The sequence below is a fragment of the Streptomyces glaucosporus genome, assembly GCF_039533345.1.
In the GTDB taxonomy this organism is placed as follows: domain Bacteria; phylum Actinomycetota; class Actinomycetes; order Streptomycetales; family Streptomycetaceae; genus Streptomyces; species Streptomyces glaucosporus.
Map to the genome: position 1 here is coordinate 1 of NZ_BAAATJ010000040.1, position 17,443 is coordinate 17,443.

Here is a 17,443-nt window from a genome sequence, read left to right on the forward strand (position 1 = left end):
TCCGGTCGGCGTACCGCGCGGCCGCGCGGTACGCCGACCGGACGCCCGCGGCGTCCACCGGATGCCGGAGCGCCCCGTGTGAGCGCGCGGGCGACGGGGCACCGATCCCCGCATGCGCATCGTGGTCACCGGGGCGACCGGGAACATCGGCTCCGCCCTCGTACGACGCCTGCGGGCCGAGGGCACGCACGACCTCGTCGGCCTGGCCCGGCGTCCGCCGAGCGGCCCCGAGAGCCGCGGCGTCGACTGGCGCCCGGCCGACCTCAGCACCGGGGCCTGCCACGAGACGCTCATCGAGGCGTTCGACGGCGCGGACGCGGTCGTCCACCTGGCGTGGGGCTTCCAGCCCTCCCACAACCTCGCCTACCTCGCCGAACTCGGCATCGGCGGCACCCGCCGCGTGCTCCGGGCCGTCACCGTCACCGGCGTCCCGCACCTGGTCCACATGTCCTCGGTCGGCGCCTACGCGCCGAAGAAGGACGACCGCCCGGTGGACGAGTCCTGGCCCACCCGGGGCGTCCCCAGCTCGCGGTACAGCAGGCACAAGGCGGCGGCCGAGCGCCTCCTCGACAGCCACGAGGCCTCCGGAGCCGGCACGCTCGTCACCCGCCTCCGGCCGGGGATCGTCGGCCGGCGCGCCGCCGGCAGCTCCCTGCTCCGGTACGGCGTGCCCGCCCTCGTCCCCGCCAGGGCGCTCGGCCTGCTGCCCGTCCTGCCGATGGACCGGAGGCTGACCATCCCGATGGTCCACACCGACGACGTCGCCGAGGCGATCGTCGCGGTACTCCGCCGCCGCGCGGGCGGCCCGTTCAACCTCGCCGCCGACACGCCCGTGACCGCGGCGGTCATCGCGGACACGCTCGGCGCCCGCCTGGTGCACGTGCCCTCCGCGGTGGTCCGCGCCGCCATGTCGGCCGCCTGGCACGCACACCTCCAGCAGGTCGACACCGGGTGGCTCGACATGGGCCTCGCGCTCCCGACGCTGGACACGACCCGAGCCCGCGCCGAACTCGGCTGGGCCCCCACCAAGGACGGCCCGGAGGTGCTCGCCGAGGTGATCGAGGGCATGAGGGAGGCCGCGTCCGACGGGACACCCGTGCTGCGCCCCCGCACGGTGACCGGCGCGCTCGGCGACGCGGTCCGCCGCGGACCGGTCGCGGTGCGGCGACTCCCATGACCACCGGCACGGCCCCGGCGCGCCCCGGCCCGTCCCCCGTGCTCGCGCTGCTCGCCGCCGCCCACGGCGGCCCCGCCCTGGCGGTCACCGCCGTCGCGAGCCTGCTCGCGCTCCGCGGCGGCCTCCGCCCGCCCGACGCCGCCGTCGTCACCGCGGCGGTGCTCACCGGCCAGCTCACGATCGGCTGGGGCAACGACCTGCGCGACCTGCCCCGCGACCGTGCCGCCGACCGCACCGACAAGCCGCTGGCCACCGGGGCCCTTCCGGCCGGCCGGGTGGTGGGCGCCCTGACCGTGGCCGCGCTCGCCTGCCTGGTGCTGTCCGCGCTCGCGGGCGCGCGCAGCGCCCTGGTCAACGTCGTCCTCGTCACCGGCGCGGGCCACGCCTACAACCTCGGCCTCAAGGCGACCCGCTGGTCCTGGGCGCCGTACGCCGCCGCCTTCGGCGCGCTGCCCTCGGCCGTCACCCTCGCCGGCCCCGACCCGGCCTGGGCGCCCCTGTGGACGACCGGCGCCGGGGCCGCCCTCGGGGTCGGGGCGCACCTGCTCAACGCGCTGCCCGACCTCGCCGACGACGAACGCACCGGCGTCCGCGGCCTGCCGCACCGGATCGGCGAGCGCCGCTCACGCGTCCTGGCCTCCGTGCTGCTGTCCGCCGCCTCGCTGCTCGCCGTGCTCGGTCCCGCCGGGGACCCCCCGGCGTGGGCGTGGGCGGCCCTCGTGCCGGTGGCCGTTCTCGCGGTGCTCACACCGGCCGCCCGCGGCCGTACGCCGTTCCGGGCCGCCATGGCCGTCGCCCTGCTCGACGTCGTACTGCTCGTGGCGGTCGGCTGATGGCGGCCACCCCCTGGGACCTGGCGGTCGTCGGGGCCGGACCGGCCGGCGCCGCCACCGCCCTGGGCGCGCTGCGCGCCGACCCGGGTCTGCGCGTCGTCCTCCTGGACCGGGCGGACTTCCCGCGGGACAAGGCCTGCGGCGACGGGGTGGCCCCCCACGTCCTCGACCTCCTCGCCGGGGTGGGCGTCACCGGCCTCGTCGACGACCGGGTCCCGGTCGGCCGGCTCCGCCTCGGCCGCGGCGGTCTGACCGCCGAGCGGCGGACGGCCCGCCCGTCGTGGGTGGTGCCGCGCCGGATCCTCGACGCCCGGCTGGTCGACGCGGCGGTCGCCGCCGGCGCCCGGCTCCTCCGGCACCGGGTCCGCGGCCTGCGGCAGCACGCCGGCGCGGTGGTCCTGGACGACGAGATCCCCGCCGCGGTCGTCGTCGGCGCCGACGGCGCCCACTCGGCCGTCCGGCGCGCGCTCGGCCGGCCCCGCGGCCCGGCGGCCCTGGCGCTGCGCGGCTACGCCCCGGTCGCACCCGGGCGGCGCGGCGCGCAGGTCATCGAGTTCGGCACCCGGCACCAGCCGTCGTACGCCTGGTCCTTCGACTGCGGCGACGGCCGTGCGAACGTCGGGTACGGCGAAACCCTCCGCGAGGGCCGTCCGGCGCCGAACCGCGCCCGGCTCCTGGAACGCCTCGACGCGCTCCTGCCCGGCGCGGCCGAGGGCGGGGAGGACTGGGTCGGGCACCACCTGCCGCTCTCGACGGCGCGGTGGCGTCCTCCGGCCGGCCGTGTGCTGCTGGCGGGCGACGCCGCCGGCCTGGTGAATCCGCTGAGCGGCGAGGGCATCCACTACGCCGTGGCCACCGGCATCGCGGCCGGCCGGGCCGCCGCCGCGGCCCTGCGGGAGGGACGGCCCGAGCGGGCGGGGGAGCGGTACGCCCGCGCCACCCGCCGGATCCTGCTGCCCCACCTGCGCCACACCGCCCTGGCCGCCCGGCTCGCCCGCAGCCCCCGCGCCGTCGGGGCGGCGCTGCGCGCGTCGGCCGCCGACCAGCGCGTCTTCGACGATTTCGTGGAGCTCGGCCTCGCCCGGGGCCGGCTCACCCCCGCCGTCGTGCTCGGCCTGGGCCGGGCCCTCGTCGCGCCCGCCCGCCCGAGCCGGCCGACCCCATGAGCCCTGCGGCATCCATGCGCCCTGCGCCGCAACCGGTCCGGCCGCACGGTCGTGCGCTCCCGCCTCCCGCCCCCGGAGCCCGGAGCGGGGCCCGCGCACAGCCGCCCCCGGCACCGTCGGCGGGAACGCCTCGCGGCGGAACGGCACGCTGCCGGCGGTGACCTCCGGGGGAAGGGCGGAGGAGAACCGGGAAGGCAACGGGGAAGGGGGCTGCCCTTGGACGGCCGCCCGTCCGGGGAGGACCTCCGCGAGCAGTGCCCGGGGGCCCCGGCAGTCCACACCCTCGAGTGCCCGGCCGTCCGGGAGGGCGCGCACCGGCGGCGCGGTCGGCGATCCGCCCACCGGTCCGGTGCGCACGCCGGACGGGACGGCACCGGCGCGGTGGCGGGCGGAGCGGAGAGGACCCGGACGGACCCCGCGGGGACACCGGACGCAGCGGGCCGGGCCGTTCCCGTCCCGTTCGCTCCCTGTTTCCGTCCCGTTCCCGGTGATCGCCCGGACAACCGCTCCACGGCCCCGCGAACCTCCGCCCGGCACCCGCCCGATCACCAACACCCCACCCGGGCAGGCGGAATGCAGGGGCCATGGACTTCCGCCGCACACTTTAGGCTGGGAGGCCGCCGGGGGGTCCGGGAGCGACGGCCCCCGGTTTCGTGTGCCTCTTGGGGAGGGGAGCCGATGCCGCAGACAGCGGTTCAGCACGCCGTGACGCCCGCGATATCCGCGTCCGGGGCGGTCCTCCATGGGTAAGCGCGGCAAGCCCGCGGCCCATGGCAGGCGGCCGGTCCACGCCACCGGGGCCCGGCGCGCCCGGCGCCGCCGTTCCCGGGGCTCCCTGCCGTCCTGGCCGCCGCTGCGGCGGGCGCTGGAGCGCGCGACGCCCCTGCTGCGGCGCGCGAGGCCCGCCTATCCGCGGCCGGACCGGACCGGATACCGGCGCTGGATCCCCTCCCGGCGGCAGACCCTGGGCGGTTTCCTGGGATGTGCCGGACTGCTCGCCCTCCTGGTCGCGGTGGCGTACTGGCAGACGGACATCCCCGAGAACCCCAACTCCTTCGCCACCCAGCAGGACAACGTCTTCTACTGGGCCGACGGCACCAAGATGGCCAGGACCGGATGGGTCAGCCGGCAGGAGATGCCGCTGGAGAAGGTCCCGGAGGACGTCCGCTGGGCCGTGCTCGCCGCCGAGAACGCCGGCTTCTACTCCGACCCCGGCATCTCGCCCTCCGGCATCCTGCGCGCGCTGTCGCGGATGGTCGGCGGCGGCGACACCCAGGGCGGCTCCACCATCACCCAGCAGTACGTCAAGAACGTCTACCTGAGCCAGGACCAGACGGTCTCCCGGAAGTTCCAGGAGATGCTGCTGGCCCTGAAGATGGACAACACCCTCAGCAAGGACGAGATCCTCGAGGGGTACCTCAACACCAGCTGGTTCGGCCGCGGCACCTACGGCATCCAGCGGGCCGCCCAGGCGTACTACGGCAAGGAGGTCTCCGAACTCGACGTGAGCGAGGCCGCCTTCCTGGCGTCCCTGCTGAAGGGCGCGGGACTGTACGACCCGACGCTCGGCCCGGAGAACCGCGAGCGCGCCGTCGAGCGCTGGGAGTGGGTCCTCGACCGCATGGTCGAGATCGGGAAACTCACCCCGGCCGAACGGGCGAAGTACACCGAGTTCCCCGACCCCCTGGAGGCCACCGGCGGCCGCATCGACCTCGGCGGCCAGCGGGGCTACCTCGCCGAACTCGCCAAGTCGTACGTCATCCGCTACGGCAAGGTCTCCGAGAAGGACTTCGACCTCGGCGGCTACCAGATCTACACGACCTTCGACAGGGAGAAGACCGAGGCCCTGGACAGGGCGGTGCGCGAGGCCCGCCGGAAGCTCGACCCCGAGAGGCGGAAGGCGGACCGGTACGTGCGGACGGGCGCCGCCACCGTGGCCGCCGACGGGCGCATCCTCGCCCTCTACGGCGGACCGGGCTTCCTCAAACAGGGGTTCAACGAGTCCAACGCGGTCACCGTGCCCGCGGGGTCCGCTTTCGCGCCCCTGGTGTACGCCTCCGCCCTCACCGACGGCGTCGTGCGCGAACGGGACGCCCCCCGCACCCCGGTCACCCCCCTCACCCGGTACAACGGGCAGCACAACGCTCCCGTGATGACCCCCGAGGGCCCCTACTGGGACCGCAACGGCAAGGTGGTGAGGGGCAGGAACGACGGCGGACGGGACTGGGGGACGAGCATCTCCCTGCGCGACGCCATGGTGAACTCCGTCAACTCCACGTTCCTCCAGCTCGGCATGGACGTGGGCCTGGACCGGGTGCGCAGGCACGCCGCGGCCGCCGGCCTGCTGCCGTCCAGCCTCGGGCCGCAGGTGCCGGCCCTCGCCCTCGGCAACTCGACCCCCAGCGCCATCCGGATGGCGACGGCGTACGGCACGTTCGCCGCGGGGGGCGTGCGCTCGGAGCCGTACTCGGTGATCCGCGCCACCCGCAACGGATCGGAGGTCGAACTGCCCCGGCACCGCCCCCGGCGCGCCTTCTCCGCCGAGGTGTCCGCCCAGGTGACCGATGCCCTCCGGGGAGTGATGGAGGAGGGGACCGGCCGGGAGGCGCGGGTGCCCGGGATCCGGCCTGCAGGGAAGACCGGGACCACCGAGGACAACAAGGCCGCCTGGTTCGTCGGGTACACCGGGAAGGAGGCCACGGCGGTCGTGCTGTACCGGATGGACCTGCGGAAGCTGGACCTGCTGCCCCTGGACGGCGTCGCCGGACACAGGGACGAGGCGCCCGGCAGTCCCCTTCCGGGGATGATCTGGAAGGACTACATGACGGCGGCGGCACGTCCCTGAGGGAGCCCTCGGGGGGCGCGCCGCCGCGGCCCTCACACCGGCGCGTGCCCCGTCACTTGACGACGGCCTTCCAGTCCGGGGCCTGTCCGGGGTCGAGGGAGCGGAGCTGCTCCAGCACTTCCGGGTCCTGTGCGTCCAGCCAGTCGGCCAGCTCCCGGAAGGACACGCACTCCACGTCCTCGCGCGGGCAGACCTCCCGCATGACGTCCTCTACGGCCTCCATGTAGATGCCGCCGTTCCACTGCTCGAAGTGGTTGCCGATGAACAGCGGCGCCCGGCTGCCGTGGTAGACGCGGTTGAAACCGTTCATGTACGCCTTGCGGGTGATCTCCCGCCACTCGGGGTAGCGCGCGGGGTCGCCCTCGGTCTCCCCGCCGGACTGGTTGTAGAGGAAGTTGAAGTCCATGGAGAGGACCTGTATCTCCTTGCCCGGGTAGGGCAGCATCTGGAGCGGGAAGTCCCAGACGCCGTTCCTCTTCGTCGGCCATATCTGGAAGTCCCCCGGGGAACTGGCGTCGTAGCGCCACCCGAAGTACTCGATGGCCCGCATGAGGTTCTCCTGCCCTTCCAGGCACGGCGCGCGCCCGCCGACGAACTCGCGGTCCGGATCGAAGGGAAGTGGAGGCAGGTCCGTGAACCCGGTGTTGGTCTTCCACTTCTTGACCATGTCGTAGGTCTGCCGGATCTCGCTCTTCCACTCCTCGACGCTCCAGGAGCCGCCGCCCTTCTCGCCGCAGAAGTGCCCGTTGAAGTGGGAGCCGATCTCGTGGCCCTCCTTCCACGCCTTGCCGAGCTGCTCCAGGGTCGTCCTGATGTGCTCGTCGGTCGGGTAGGAGATGGCGGCGGCCCCCCGCTCGTGCCGCGGCGGGTCGTACAGGCCCTTCTTGGCCGAGGGAAGCAGGTAGATGCCCGTCAGGAAGAACGTCATACGGGCGTCGCTCTCCTTCGCCACCTGACGGAAGTGCGAGAAGAGGCGGTCGTCGCCCTCCAGCGCGCCGTCCCAGGAGAACACCACGAACTGCGGCGGTTTCTCACCCGGCTTGAGGCGCTTCGGTTCGAGCAGCCCCCGCTGGGGGCCGGTGTACGAGGTGGAGCCGTCGCCCAGGACCCTCACCCTGCCGTCCCACGGCTCGTCCTCCTTCCAACGGCCCGTTCCCGCGTGCCGGTTCGCCCGCTCCCCGGCCGCCCGGTCGTTGTTCGAACCGTCGTCGTTCGCCACCGAGCTCTCCTCCCCGATCAGGATCCTGCCGAGCGAGAAGAGGATCGACGCGAGGACCAGCGCGGACACGGTCAGCAGAGCGGTGCGTGTACGGGCTTGACGGCGTGCGCGTCGTCGAGCACGTCTCCGGGAGCTTCGAGGCATCGGCGTGCGCTTCTTTCACAAAACCATCACGTATGGAGGATCGAATATAGAACGAGGATCTGTCGTCCGGGTCTTCAAGGGATGAAGACGCGCCATATGCGATCCGACGGATCCCGCGTCCGCCGCCGTCCCCGACCGGGGCCGCGCGCCGCGTCGTTCAACCCCGTCCGGCCGTCGCCCGGAGCCGCCGGAGCGGGCGGTGGGACAGGGGCCCGGCATCCGCTATGTTCGGTCCGGCCCCCGACACCCGACGCCCGGAGCCGACATGCAGACGACGGAAGAGCCGGCCGAGGAGGCGGAGGCGGTCGCCGAGGAGACCGGCGACGCTCCCGTACGCGACCGGTTCTGGCTGTGGATGCTCCTGCTGTGGGGAGCGATCGCCGTCTCCGGTACGGCGCTCCTCGTCGCAGGCGGATGGGTGGACGGGCAGGCCGTGCAGGCCTGGCGGACCGTCTGCCTCGCCATCACCGTCCAGGCGATGCCGTTCCTGCTGATCGGAACGGCCCTTTCCGGCGCGATCAACGCGTTCGTGCCGGAGAGGACGTTCAGCCGGCTGCTGCCGAAGCGGCCCGCGCTCGCCGTTCCGGTCGCCGGAGCCGCCGGCGTGGTCCTGCCGGGCTGCGAGTGCGCGTCGGTGCCGGTCGCCGACAGCCTGATCCGCCGGGGAGTCACCCCGGCCGCCGCCTTCGCGTTCCTGCTGTCGGCCCCGGCGGTCAACCCGGTGGTGCTGACCGCCACGGCCATCGCCTTCCCCGGAAACCCCGCCATGGTGCTGGCCCGGCTCCTCGCCTCGCTCGCCACCGCCGCCGTGATGGGCTGGCTGTGGCTGTTCCTGGGCCGGGCGGAGTGGCTCCGTCCGGCCGTACGGCACACCGGGCACCGGCCGGGACGCAGCCGCTGGACGGAGTTCCGGCTCGGCTTCCGGCACGACTTCCTGCACGCCGGCGGCTTCCTGGTCCTCGGGGCCATGGCGGCGGCCACCTTCAACGTGGCGGTTCCGCGCGGCGTTCTCGAGGCGTTCTCCGACTCGCCCTGGCTGTCGGTGCTCTTCCTGGCCGCCCTCGCGATCGTGCTCGCGGTGTGCTCCGAGGCCGACGCGTTCGTCGCGGCCTCGCTCACCGGCTTCTCGCCCCTGGCGAGGCTGACGTTCATGGTGGTCGGACCGATGGTCGACCTGAAGCTGTTCGCCCTCCAGGCGGGCACGTTCGGCCGGGCCTTCGCGATCCGCTTCTCCGCCGCCACGGTGGTCGTGGCGGTCCTGTGCAGCGTGCTGATCGGAGGAGTACTGCTGTGAGACGACCCTTCCCGGCGATCCTGCTCCTCCTCAGCGGCCTCGGACTGCTGCACGCCTCGCTCCTCACCGACCTGTACCTCAGGTACGTCAAGGAGGGGATGCGCCCGGCGCTGATCGCGTCGGGAGCGCTCCTGCTCCTGCTGGGAGCGGCGGAGGCGCTGTCGTACCGGAGAAGGCCGGGGAGGCCGGAGGAAAGCACCGGACAGGGCGGACACGAGGACCACGACGGCCACGGCCACGACCACTCCACCGTGCCCCGCGTCGCCTGGCTGCTCCTCCTCCCCGCGCTGAGCCTGCTCCTCCACGCCCCGCCGGCGCTCGGCTCGTACACCGCCTCCCGCGAGACCCCCGAGACCTCCGGCGACTCCGGGACCGCGGCGGAAGGAATGGACTTCGGTCCGCTGCCCGCGGCCTCGCCGGTCCCGATGACCCTCACCGAATTCACCCTCCGCGTCCGGCAGGACCGCGGACAGGCCGTCAGGGGACGCAGTGTCCGGATGACCGGCTTCGTCACGCCCGACGAGGGCGGCGGGGGCTGGCACCTGACGCGGATCGTCTTCACGTGCTGCGCGGCGGACGCCCGGTCCGTCAAGGTGCGGATCCACGGCGCTCCGGCCCCGCCCGCCAACACCTGGGTGTCCGTGACGGGGACCTGGCACCCCGGAGGGATCCTGGGCACGCGGTCCGCGGCGGTCGCGCTCGACGCCCGGACCGTCGAGGAGGTCCCCCGGCCGGCGAACGCCCACACGGACGCCCTCCCGCCGCCGTCCACGAGGTGAGACGCCGCCGCGGCACGCGCCCACCCGGGGCGCGCGTGCCGCGGACCGCCACGGAGCCGTCCCCCTCGGGGATCCGGGGTTCCCCGGAGACCCTTTCCCGGGCACCGGGCCGGACCGGATCCGGCCCGCCGGCGAGGAGGGGTCAGGCGTGGACGGTCCGGCCGCGCCACCGGCGCAGCACCGCGCTCAGCAGCCAGGCGTTGACCACCGCGGCCGCCGGGACCAGTACGAAGTAGGACGCCACCGCGGCCGCCCCTTCCTCGGGGCCGGCGAGGACGGCCAACCCGGCCGGGAAGGTGGCCACCACCGGCCAGACCCCCGCGAGCGAGGCGTCCTCGTGCTGGACGAAGGCCGTGTCGAAGGCCACCCACAGCAGCAGGGCGGCGCACAGCGCCAGATACCCCCGGGCGATCCAGTTGTCCGCGACGCCGTCGGCGATCCGCCGCAGGGATCCGGGCTTGTTGTCGTTCATGTCCGTCTGCCTCTCGTGTTCCCGTGTCGTTCCGCTGCCGCACCGCTGTGCGGCCGTGCTCTCGTGCCGATGTGCCGATGTGCCGATGTGTCGGTTCGTCGTCTTCCGGAGTCGCCGTGCCGCTCCGGACCCGGGACGCCGGGCGGCGCCGGCGGTGTGGGGATGCCCCGGTGGGCCGCGGAAACGTCATGCCCCAAGCATCACGTCTGCCCCCGCCCCTTTCCTCGGCCGACGGCACGAAAGACCTCTCCACCCAGGGTTAGAGGCCTCCCGTACCGGCGGAGGGCCAGCCGCCCCGCCCCCCCATGGGCTCGTGGCCGGCACCGGAGAGAACACCCCCGCCGCGCGGCGGACGCTGCGGGCCGCGTACGGACGGCTGGTCGGGGAGTGGTGCGACCTGTACGCCCACCGGCTCGTCGCGGTCGTCGCGGCCGTGGTGAGCGCCGACACAGCGGGGCGGACGGGCGGGGACGGGCCGGAGCCGGCGGAGGGCGCCCGGAGACTCGCGGCGCACACCGCCCGCGGGCCGCTGACCGCGCTGCGGCGGCCCGCCTGCGGGGCGTCCCGCGCGGGACCGGGGCCTCCCGCGGGACCGGGGCCTTCCGCGGAACCGAGCCGTCCCGCACGGCCGCCTCCCGCCCGCCTCCCGGCGCGGCGGGAGGGGCCGTACGGCCCCGGTAGCCTGTACGGCACCGCGACGAGCGGGGGAGCGGGCGGTGCGGGAGGGCGCATGAACGTCGTACGGCGGATCACGACGGCGGTGGCCGGGACGTGGACGGCACGCGGCTACCTCGCGCTGTGCGCCGCCCTGCTGCTGTGGGTGGCCTTCGACACGGCCTTCGTCCAGCACGAGGACGCCTCGTTCGCCGGGGTCCTCCCCGTCCTGGCCACGGCCCCGGCGAGCATGCTGCTCATGCTCGTGCTGCCGCTGGAGGGCATGGCCTTCCACCTGTCGGCCTGCGCGGTCTCCGCGCTGGTCAACGCCGCCGTGCTCAACTGGTGCGTGCGGGCGGCGGGGCGGTCCCGGAGCACCATCGGGGCCCGATGACGCCGCGCCGCCGTCCGCCGTTCACCGCCGTGCGGCCCGCGCCTCCCGCGCCGCGGCCCCGGCGTCCCGGTCCGCACCGCCCCCGTCCGGCTCGTGCAGGGTGGCCAGCAGCTCCCGCATGGCGGCCAGCGCCGCGCGGGCCTCGGCCGCCACGTCCTCCAGCCGTCCCTCCTCGGCGTGGCGCACCACCCGGTCCGCCCGCTCCATGACGGCCTCGCGCAACCCGGTGGCGATGTGCTCCCGCTGGGCCCGCGCCGCCCGGGCCGCATCCCGCAGCGCCGCCGCGGTCTCCGCCCGCTCCCGGGCCGCGGTACGGGACCGGCGGCGGCGCGCGGCGCCCCCCGTCCACCAGACCGATGCGAACACCGCGGTGGCGCCCGCCGCCGCCACCGCGGTCAGCAGCAGGTACGCCACCGGCCCGGACCGGTCCGGCAGCATTTCCCCGGCGGCCGCGGTCGCGCCGACCACCGGGCCCAGGACGCAGCCGGCCGCCGGTACGGCCCACCGCGCCCGCCGGCCGTGCCGCCCGTGGGCCGCCACGGTGTACACCAGCACGGCCTCCACCGCCGCGCCCGCCCACAGCGCGGGCAGCAGCGGCGCGGGCAGCGTCCCGTGGAGGGCGGCGGCCGGCCACAGCAGCGCCGACGCCAGGGCGGCCGCCAGCGCGGCCAGCGGAGCGCGCCGCCGCCACAGCAGCGGCAGGGCGTGCACGGACAGCAGCAGCAGGTACAGCGTGTCGGCCTGCGGACCGTAGGGGTCCCCCTCCACCGGATCGCTCGTCATCGCGGGCACCAGCGGGTTGAAGAAGACCATCAGCGCGACGGCCACCTGCGCCACCCGCCGGCCGGCGGGGGGACGCAGACGCCGGCGGCCCGGCGCGGGCGCACCGGGGGCGGGCAGCTCGGCACGCACCCGCCACCCGCCGCCGGGCCGCGGCCCGGCCTCCAGGCGGCCGCCGACCGCCTCCGCACGCCGGCGCATCCCCGCCAGACCGCGTCCGGACCCCAGACCGCGCACCGCGCCGCCGTCGCCCCCCTCGGGAGCGCTGTTGTCGACGACCACCTCCAGCACGCCCCGGCGGTGACGCACCCCGACCCGGACATCGCTGCCGGGCGCGTGGCGCAGCGTGTTCGTCAGCGCCTCGCGCACGACACCGAAGACCGTCTCGCCCAACGGCCCCGGCAGGTCCGCCGACAGCTCCACCCGCACCGGCCTGCCCAGCCTGGCGAAACCGGCGGCCAGCTCCTCGATCCTGCGCTGCCACACCCGCGACGGCTCCCGCCGGAGGGTGTCCATCACCGCCACCAGCTCGCGCAGCGCCGACAGCGTCGCACGGCCGTCGTCGGCCGCGCTCCGCAGCGCCTCGGCGGCCAGTTCGGGCCGGGAGCCGCCGAGCCGCCGCGCCGCCTCCGCCGAGACCACCACCGAGGTCAGGTGGTGGGCGCCGACGTCGTGCAGCTCGCGGGCCAGCCGGTGGCGCTCGTCGTCGGCCGCCCGCAGCCGGGCCTGCTCGGCCTCGGCCAGCCGCGCCGCGGCGGCGCGCCGCGCCACCAGATGACGGCGCCGGCTCAGCCCGGCGCCGAGAGCGGCCAGCTGCGGCACCACGATCAGCAGGAAGCCGTGGCCCCCGCCGGTGCCGTGCAGACCGGCGATCCACGCCAGTTGCCAGCACAGCTGGGTCAGCCCGGTGATCACGGTGGTGGTCGCGTCGTGCCGCACCGCCACCGCGTACAGGGCGACGGCCGTCCCGGCGCCGGCGAACACGTCCAGCGCGCCGGGAAAGGACACGGTCGGCGCGACGGCCGCCACGGCGGTGACCCCGGCCAGCACGTGGACCGGCGCCCGCCGCCGCCAGGCCAGCAGGACCACCGCCAGCGCCATGGCCAGCAGCCCCGCGCCCACCGGAACGGGACCGGCCGCCCCGGGGTGCCGCAGCGCGTCCAGCGGCCACCACAGCAGCTGCGCGGCGGCCAGCGCCGCCGGCGGCAGCCAGTCGCGGGCGGCCGGGGACCGCACGGCGGCCCCCGGCCGCACCGGCCGCGGCCCCCCGGCCCGTGCGGTGTGCGGCTCCTCCGCCCCCTCCACCCTGGAGGCGCTGTCGAGGCGGAAGCGCCTGGCGGCGGTGGCGGCCGGGAGCGGTTCGTCGCAGGGGATCTCGGCCGGTTCGCCGGGTGCGGACGGCGCCGCCGTCCGCACCCGCCTGGTGTCACGTTCGCTCATGTCCGTCCGGGGTGTGGCCTGTCGAATGCACAGGGAGTGTGGGGAGGGTGGGGATTTCCCCGGCTTGTACGACGGCGGCGGGGAGCCGCGGGTTCACCTTTGCACCGGCGGATGCCGATCGGCCCGGGCCTCGCGCCGCGGACACCGGGCATGTCCGCGCGGCAGGCACCCGCGCGGCAGGACAGGGCTTCGACGTCGCCGGTCCGATCCTACGGCGGGTGACGCGGGGCCCCGGGACGGGGCCCGGCCGCCGGGCGGCCCGCGGTGTCCGCCGCAGGAGGGAAGTGGCCGCACCGGCCGCTGCATCCTTCGGCGTACGGCGATCTCGCTCCCGCTCACGAGGATTCCGCCCGGCGCCGACGTGACGATGGGAGCATGACGCAGACAGGCACACAGACCCCGCGGGCACCGGTGTCCCCGCCCACCGGACGACGACTCGTCCTGCTCGACGTACTGCGCGGGACGGCCATCCTCGGCACGCTCATGACCAACGTGTGGATCTTCACCGCCCCGGGCGCCGAGTGGGGAGTCCTGGAGTCCGGCAAGGCCGGGGCCTCCTTCGGATCGGTCCCCGAGGCCGCCGAGAGCGTGTTCGTCCTGCTCGCCAACGGCAAGTTCCTGGCACTGCTGACGATCCTGTTCGGAGTCGGGCTGGCCATCCAGTACGGCTCGGCGGCGCGGCGCGGGCAGCCGTGGCCGGGCCGCTACCGGTGGCGGGCGCTGTTCCTGTTCGGCGAGGGCACGCTGCACTTCGTGCTGGTCTTCGCCTGGGACGTGCTGATGGGGTACGCGGTCACCGCGCTGCTCGTGGCCTGGCTGCTGACCCGCTCCGAGCGGGCGCGGCGCCGGGTGATGTGGTGGGCCGCGGGAGCGCACCTGACGGTGATCGGCCTGCTGACGGCGGCGCTGGTCCTGGACGACGGGAAGGGCGGCGGAACGGTCTCCCCGGAGGTCGTCGACCTGTACGCGCACGGCGGCTACACGGACCAGATCGCCTTCCGGCTGGAGAACGCGGTCGCGCTGCGGATGGAGCCGGTGCTGACCTTCTTCCTGCTGGTGTTCCTCTTCCTGCTGGGCGTACGGATGTTCCGGGCGGGGGCGTTCGGCGCGGACGCCACGGGACGCCGGCTGCGGTCCCGCATGCTGGTCTGGGGGCTGGGCCTGGGGCTGCCGCTCAACGTGGCGGCGGAACTGGGCGGTCAGGACCTCTTCCTGCTGAGCCGGTACGGCGCCGCTCCGCTGCTGGCGGTCGGGTACATCGGGCTCGTCGGCGCGCTGGTGGACCGGGTACGGCGGCCGGGCCCGCTGATGACGGGGCTCACCTCCGTCGGCCGGACGGCGCTGTCCGGGTACGTCCTCCAGAACGTGCTGTGCATGCTCGCCGCGTACGGCATCGGACTGGGCCTGGCGGAACGGCTCGGCGACACGTGGCGGCCGTGGTGGGTGATGGGGCTGTGGGCGGCGGTGTGCGCGGTCCTGATGGCGGGCTCCACGCAGTGGCTGCGGAGGTTCCCGGCAGGGCCGCTGGAGGCGTTCCAGAAGTGGGCACTGCGCCGCTGAGGCGCCGCACCGGCCCGGTCGCCGGGAGCGCCGGGCCGGTGCGGCGTCACCGCCGGTCCGCTGCTCCGGCCGCCGCCCGGGACACCCCGGCGGCGGCCAGTTCCTCGACCGTGAGGGGCGGGCCGCCGAGCTGGGGCAGCCGGGGGCCGCGCAGCGCGGCGAGGAGGACACGGGGGGCGAGGAGGGTGTGGGAGCCCCGCAGGAGAGAGGTGACGCGGGTGACCGCGTGGGCCACCTCGACGGTGCCGGTGGAGGCGAACATGAGCCGGTCGACATAGGCGGCCACCGCCCTGTCCCGCAGGGTGGGCCCCTCCGGCACCGCTCCCGGGTAGAAGACGTCCTGCCCGACGGCCAGGTCCCAGGCCGGACGCACGCACCGGGCCACGGACCGCTGGACGCGCCGGGCCAGACCGGGCCCCCAGCCGTGGCGCGCCACCGTGTCGCGGAGGGCCACGGCGCTCTGGGCCGCGACGGACATGCCGTGTCCGTACACGGGGTTGTAGGTGGCCAGGGCGTCGCCCAGGACGGCGAACCCGTCGGGCCGGCGCCGGGCCCGCTCGTGGTAGACGCGGCGGCTGGCGGTGGTGCGGGTGAGGACCACGTCGCCCAGGGGCCTCGCGCCGGCGATCAGCTCGCCGATGACGGGGTGCCGCAGGCGCAGGGCGAACGGCCGGAACGCCTCGTTGTCGGCGGTGGGGTTCCCGCCCCGGGTCCCGGAGAGGGTGACCATCCAGCGTCCGCCCTCCACGGGGACGAGCGTGCCGCCCCGGCCGGGACCCCCCTGCCGCGGGTCGGCCTGGACGTTGACCACCGGAAACCCCTCCCCGGCGCCCTCGGGGGCCTCGAACATCCGGGTGGCGTAGACGAGCCCGGTGTCGATCTCCCGCCGGGGCGGCTCCGGAAAGCCCAGCTCCCGGAGCCAGACGGTGGCGCGCGAACCGCGCCCGGTGGCGTCGACGACCAGGTCCGCCCGGTGCTCCTCCTCGACCCCGTCCCTGACGGTGCGGACGCCGGTGACGCCGGCGCCGCCGCCGAGCAGACCGAGGGCCGTGGTGCCCTCCAGGACGGTGACGGAATCCCCGTACGCGGTGAGGACCTGCCGCCGGACCGTGGCGTCCAGCAGATCGCGGCTGCACAGCATCATGTGGTGCAGGGGCGGCCAGCGGCGGAACCACCCCCGCGGACTGAGGGCGACCATGTCCCGGGGGAGCGGCAGGTAGTGGCCCCCCTGGGCCCTCAGCGCGCCGAGGGTCCCCGGAAGCAGTTCCTCGATGGCGAGGGCGCCGCCGGCCCACAGGAGGTGGACGTGCCGCGCCTGCGGCAGCCCCTTGCGGGGCTCGGGACCCTCGGGCAGGAGGTCCCTCTCGACGATCGTGACGTCCGCGTGCCTCGCCAGGGCGCCGGCCGCGAGGAAACCGGCCAGGCCGCCGCCGAGGACTATCGCGGATCTCGGATGCCGGGAGACGGGGGAGTGCTGCATCAGGCGTCGGTGCTTCCTGTCCTGGCCGCGTTCCGGTGGACCGTCGCGGTGAGGGGGTGGTCGAGGGCCGCCGAGATGGCGTGGATGTCGCCGAGCAGGTCCACGGGGGACGAGTCGGTGTCGCGGCCGGGGAGGGCCGTACGGGTGCCGAGGGCCGCGGTGATGGTCACCGCGCCGGCGATGCCGGCGGCCTCCCCGGCCGCGGCGCCCCGGCGCAGGGCCTCCTCGTGGGCCCTGTCCCACAGGCCCTGGTCGAGATAGGGCTCCAGCCTCAGGATGCCGTCGCGGATGCTGGTGTCCCGGTCGGCCAGGGCGAGGTAGGCGCTCGCCCGGCGCGTGGCGGAGAAGCCGGTGAGCGCGCCGGCCCCGTCCAGCAGCCGGTACAGCGGCTCCAGCCGCCGGCAGGCGGTTCTGGCCGCCCAGCGGCCCTGGAGGTCCTCGCCCACGTGGGGGAGGAGGAAACCCAGGCCGACGAGGATGGCGCTGAGCGCGCCGGAGACCGGGGCGGCCTCGGTGCTGAGCCGGTCCAGGTCGTGCCCGGTCCAGCGGGCCACGACCGCGGCCAGCTTGAGCCCGTCGAAGACCAGGTTGGCCACGTAGCCGGTGCCCAGCAGGAGCAGCCCGCTCAGGAGCCAGCCCCTCACCTCGTACTTCCGGGAGGCCAGCCAGCCCCAGATCAGGCAGGAGGTCACCGTGCCGGCCGCCGCGTGGGCCAGCAGGTACAGGACGATCAGCTCGCGGGCGTACGGGGTGGTGGCGTAGTAGGTGTCGAAGTCCCGCACCCGCTCCACGGGGGTGTCCGCGGCCGCGAACAGCACCCACAGCGCGACGGTGACCGCCGCGTAGGCGGCGGTCGTCCACCACAGCGCGCGCCGGGCCTTCTCCATGCCGCGCTGCCACGCGATGATCAGCAGCAGGCAGGAGAAGGAGAACAGGGCGAGAAGGGTGTAGACCCACGGCGCCGCCAGGTTCGGCACACCGGTGACGGCATTGACCCGGACGATCATCTCCGGCGTCACGAACACGCACACCGCGACGGCCAGCACCAGCAGGCCGACGACCGCCCGCAGCAGAGGGTCGGTCCACAGCCTCGTCCGCAGTGGGTTCGTCCACAGCCCCGCCCTGGCGAGGAGCCTCGCGGCCAGGGCGACGGCCAGGAAGACGGCCGGTACGCGGTAGTCGATGAGGTCCTCGTGGGAGTCCATC

Annotated in this window: 13 protein-coding genes; 8 read left to right on the plus strand and 5 right to left on the minus strand. The window is 75.5% G+C overall.

Going from position 1 to position 17,443, the window contains the following annotated elements:
* Positions 1 to 112: 112 nt before the first annotated feature.
* The 4 genes from ABD358_RS27250 to ABD358_RS27265 all read left to right on the plus strand — a co-directional run bounded on the left by ABD358_RS27250 (position 113) and on the right by ABD358_RS27265 (position 6,021).
* Positions 113 to 1,177, plus strand: coding sequence for an NAD-dependent epimerase/dehydratase family protein (locus ABD358_RS27250; protein WP_344633826.1), 1,065 nt, complete (start codon positions 113 to 115; stop codon positions 1,175 to 1,177).
* The gene (locus ABD358_RS27255; protein ID WP_344633827.1) at positions 1,174 to 2,010 is read left to right on the plus strand and encodes a UbiA family prenyltransferase; all 837 of its coding nucleotides are present in this window, start codon (positions 1,174 to 1,176) and stop codon (positions 2,008 to 2,010) included. Before ABD358_RS27250 ends, ABD358_RS27255 begins: the two co-directional genes overlap by 4 nt.
* Positions 2,010 to 3,176 (plus strand): NAD(P)/FAD-dependent oxidoreductase, encoded by a 1,167-nt coding sequence (locus ABD358_RS27260; protein WP_344633828.1) that lies wholly within the window; start codon positions 2,010 to 2,012, stop codon positions 3,174 to 3,176. The genes ABD358_RS27255 and ABD358_RS27260 overlap by 1 nt, the downstream gene beginning before the upstream one ends.
* 742 nt (positions 3,177 to 3,918) lie before the next feature.
* Positions 3,919 to 6,021, plus strand: a complete 2,103-nt coding sequence (locus ABD358_RS27265; RefSeq protein WP_344633829.1) for a transglycosylase domain-containing protein — start codon at positions 3,919 to 3,921, stop codon at positions 6,019 to 6,021.
* A gap of 52 nt (positions 6,022 to 6,073) precedes the next feature.
* On the opposite strand, the gene ABD358_RS27270 is transcribed toward ABD358_RS27265, so the two are convergent.
* Positions 6,074 to 7,384, minus strand: coding sequence for a polysaccharide deacetylase family protein (locus ABD358_RS27270; RefSeq protein WP_344633830.1), 1,311 nt, complete (start codon positions 7,382 to 7,384; stop codon positions 6,074 to 6,076).
* 355 nt (positions 7,385 to 7,739) lie between these two features.
* On the opposite strand from ABD358_RS27270, the gene ABD358_RS27275 reads away from it, so the two are divergent.
* Both ABD358_RS27275 and ABD358_RS27280 read left to right on the plus strand, forming a co-directional pair.
* On the plus strand, positions 7,740 to 8,678 hold the full coding sequence (locus ABD358_RS27275; protein ID WP_425576439.1) for a permease: 939 nt from the start codon (positions 7,740 to 7,742) through the stop codon (positions 8,676 to 8,678).
* The gene (locus ABD358_RS27280; protein ID WP_344633832.1) at positions 8,675 to 9,457 is read left to right on the plus strand and encodes a TIGR03943 family putative permease subunit; all 783 of its coding nucleotides are present in this window, start codon (positions 8,675 to 8,677) and stop codon (positions 9,455 to 9,457) included. The genes ABD358_RS27275 and ABD358_RS27280 overlap by 4 nt, the downstream gene beginning before the upstream one ends.
* A gap of 142 nt (positions 9,458 to 9,599) precedes the next feature.
* On the opposite strand, the gene ABD358_RS27285 is transcribed toward ABD358_RS27280, so the two are convergent.
* Positions 9,600 to 9,929 carry an SCO4225 family membrane protein gene (locus ABD358_RS27285; RefSeq protein ID WP_344633833.1) on the minus strand — a complete coding sequence of 110 codons (330 nt, stop codon included), beginning with the start codon at positions 9,927 to 9,929 and terminating at the stop codon, positions 9,600 to 9,602.
* Between the two features lie 313 nt (positions 9,930 to 10,242).
* Here ABD358_RS27285 and ABD358_RS27290 point away from each other — a divergent pair, with 313 nt between their 5' ends.
* A complete protein-coding gene (locus tag ABD358_RS27290; protein ID WP_344633834.1) occupies positions 10,243 to 10,977 on the plus strand; it encodes an SCO4225 family membrane protein in 735 nt (244 codons plus the stop codon).
* Between the two features lie 21 nt (positions 10,978 to 10,998).
* On the opposite strand, the gene ABD358_RS27295 is transcribed toward ABD358_RS27290, so the two are convergent.
* A complete protein-coding gene (locus tag ABD358_RS27295) occupies positions 10,999 to 13,197 on the minus strand; it encodes a sensor histidine kinase (RefSeq protein WP_344633835.1) in 2,199 nt (732 codons plus the stop codon).
* 375 nt (positions 13,198 to 13,572) lie between these two features.
* On the opposite strand from ABD358_RS27295, the gene ABD358_RS27300 reads away from it, so the two are divergent.
* A complete protein-coding gene (locus tag ABD358_RS27300) occupies positions 13,573 to 14,757 on the plus strand; it encodes a DUF418 domain-containing protein (RefSeq protein ID WP_344633836.1) in 1,185 nt (394 codons plus the stop codon).
* Between the two features lie 46 nt (positions 14,758 to 14,803).
* Here ABD358_RS27300 and ABD358_RS27305 read toward each other — a convergent pair whose 3' ends face one another.
* Together ABD358_RS27305 and ABD358_RS27310 are read right to left on the minus strand one after the other, a co-directional pair.
* Positions 14,804 to 16,237 (minus strand): NAD(P)/FAD-dependent oxidoreductase, encoded by a 1,434-nt coding sequence (locus ABD358_RS27305; RefSeq protein WP_344633837.1) that lies wholly within the window; start codon positions 16,235 to 16,237, stop codon positions 14,804 to 14,806.
* Positions 16,237 to 17,442, minus strand: a complete 1,206-nt coding sequence (locus ABD358_RS27310; RefSeq protein WP_344633838.1) for a DUF6545 domain-containing protein — start codon at positions 17,440 to 17,442, stop codon at positions 16,237 to 16,239. Before ABD358_RS27310 ends, ABD358_RS27305 begins: the two co-directional genes overlap by 1 nt.
* Between the last annotated feature and the right edge of the window lies 1 nt (position 17,443).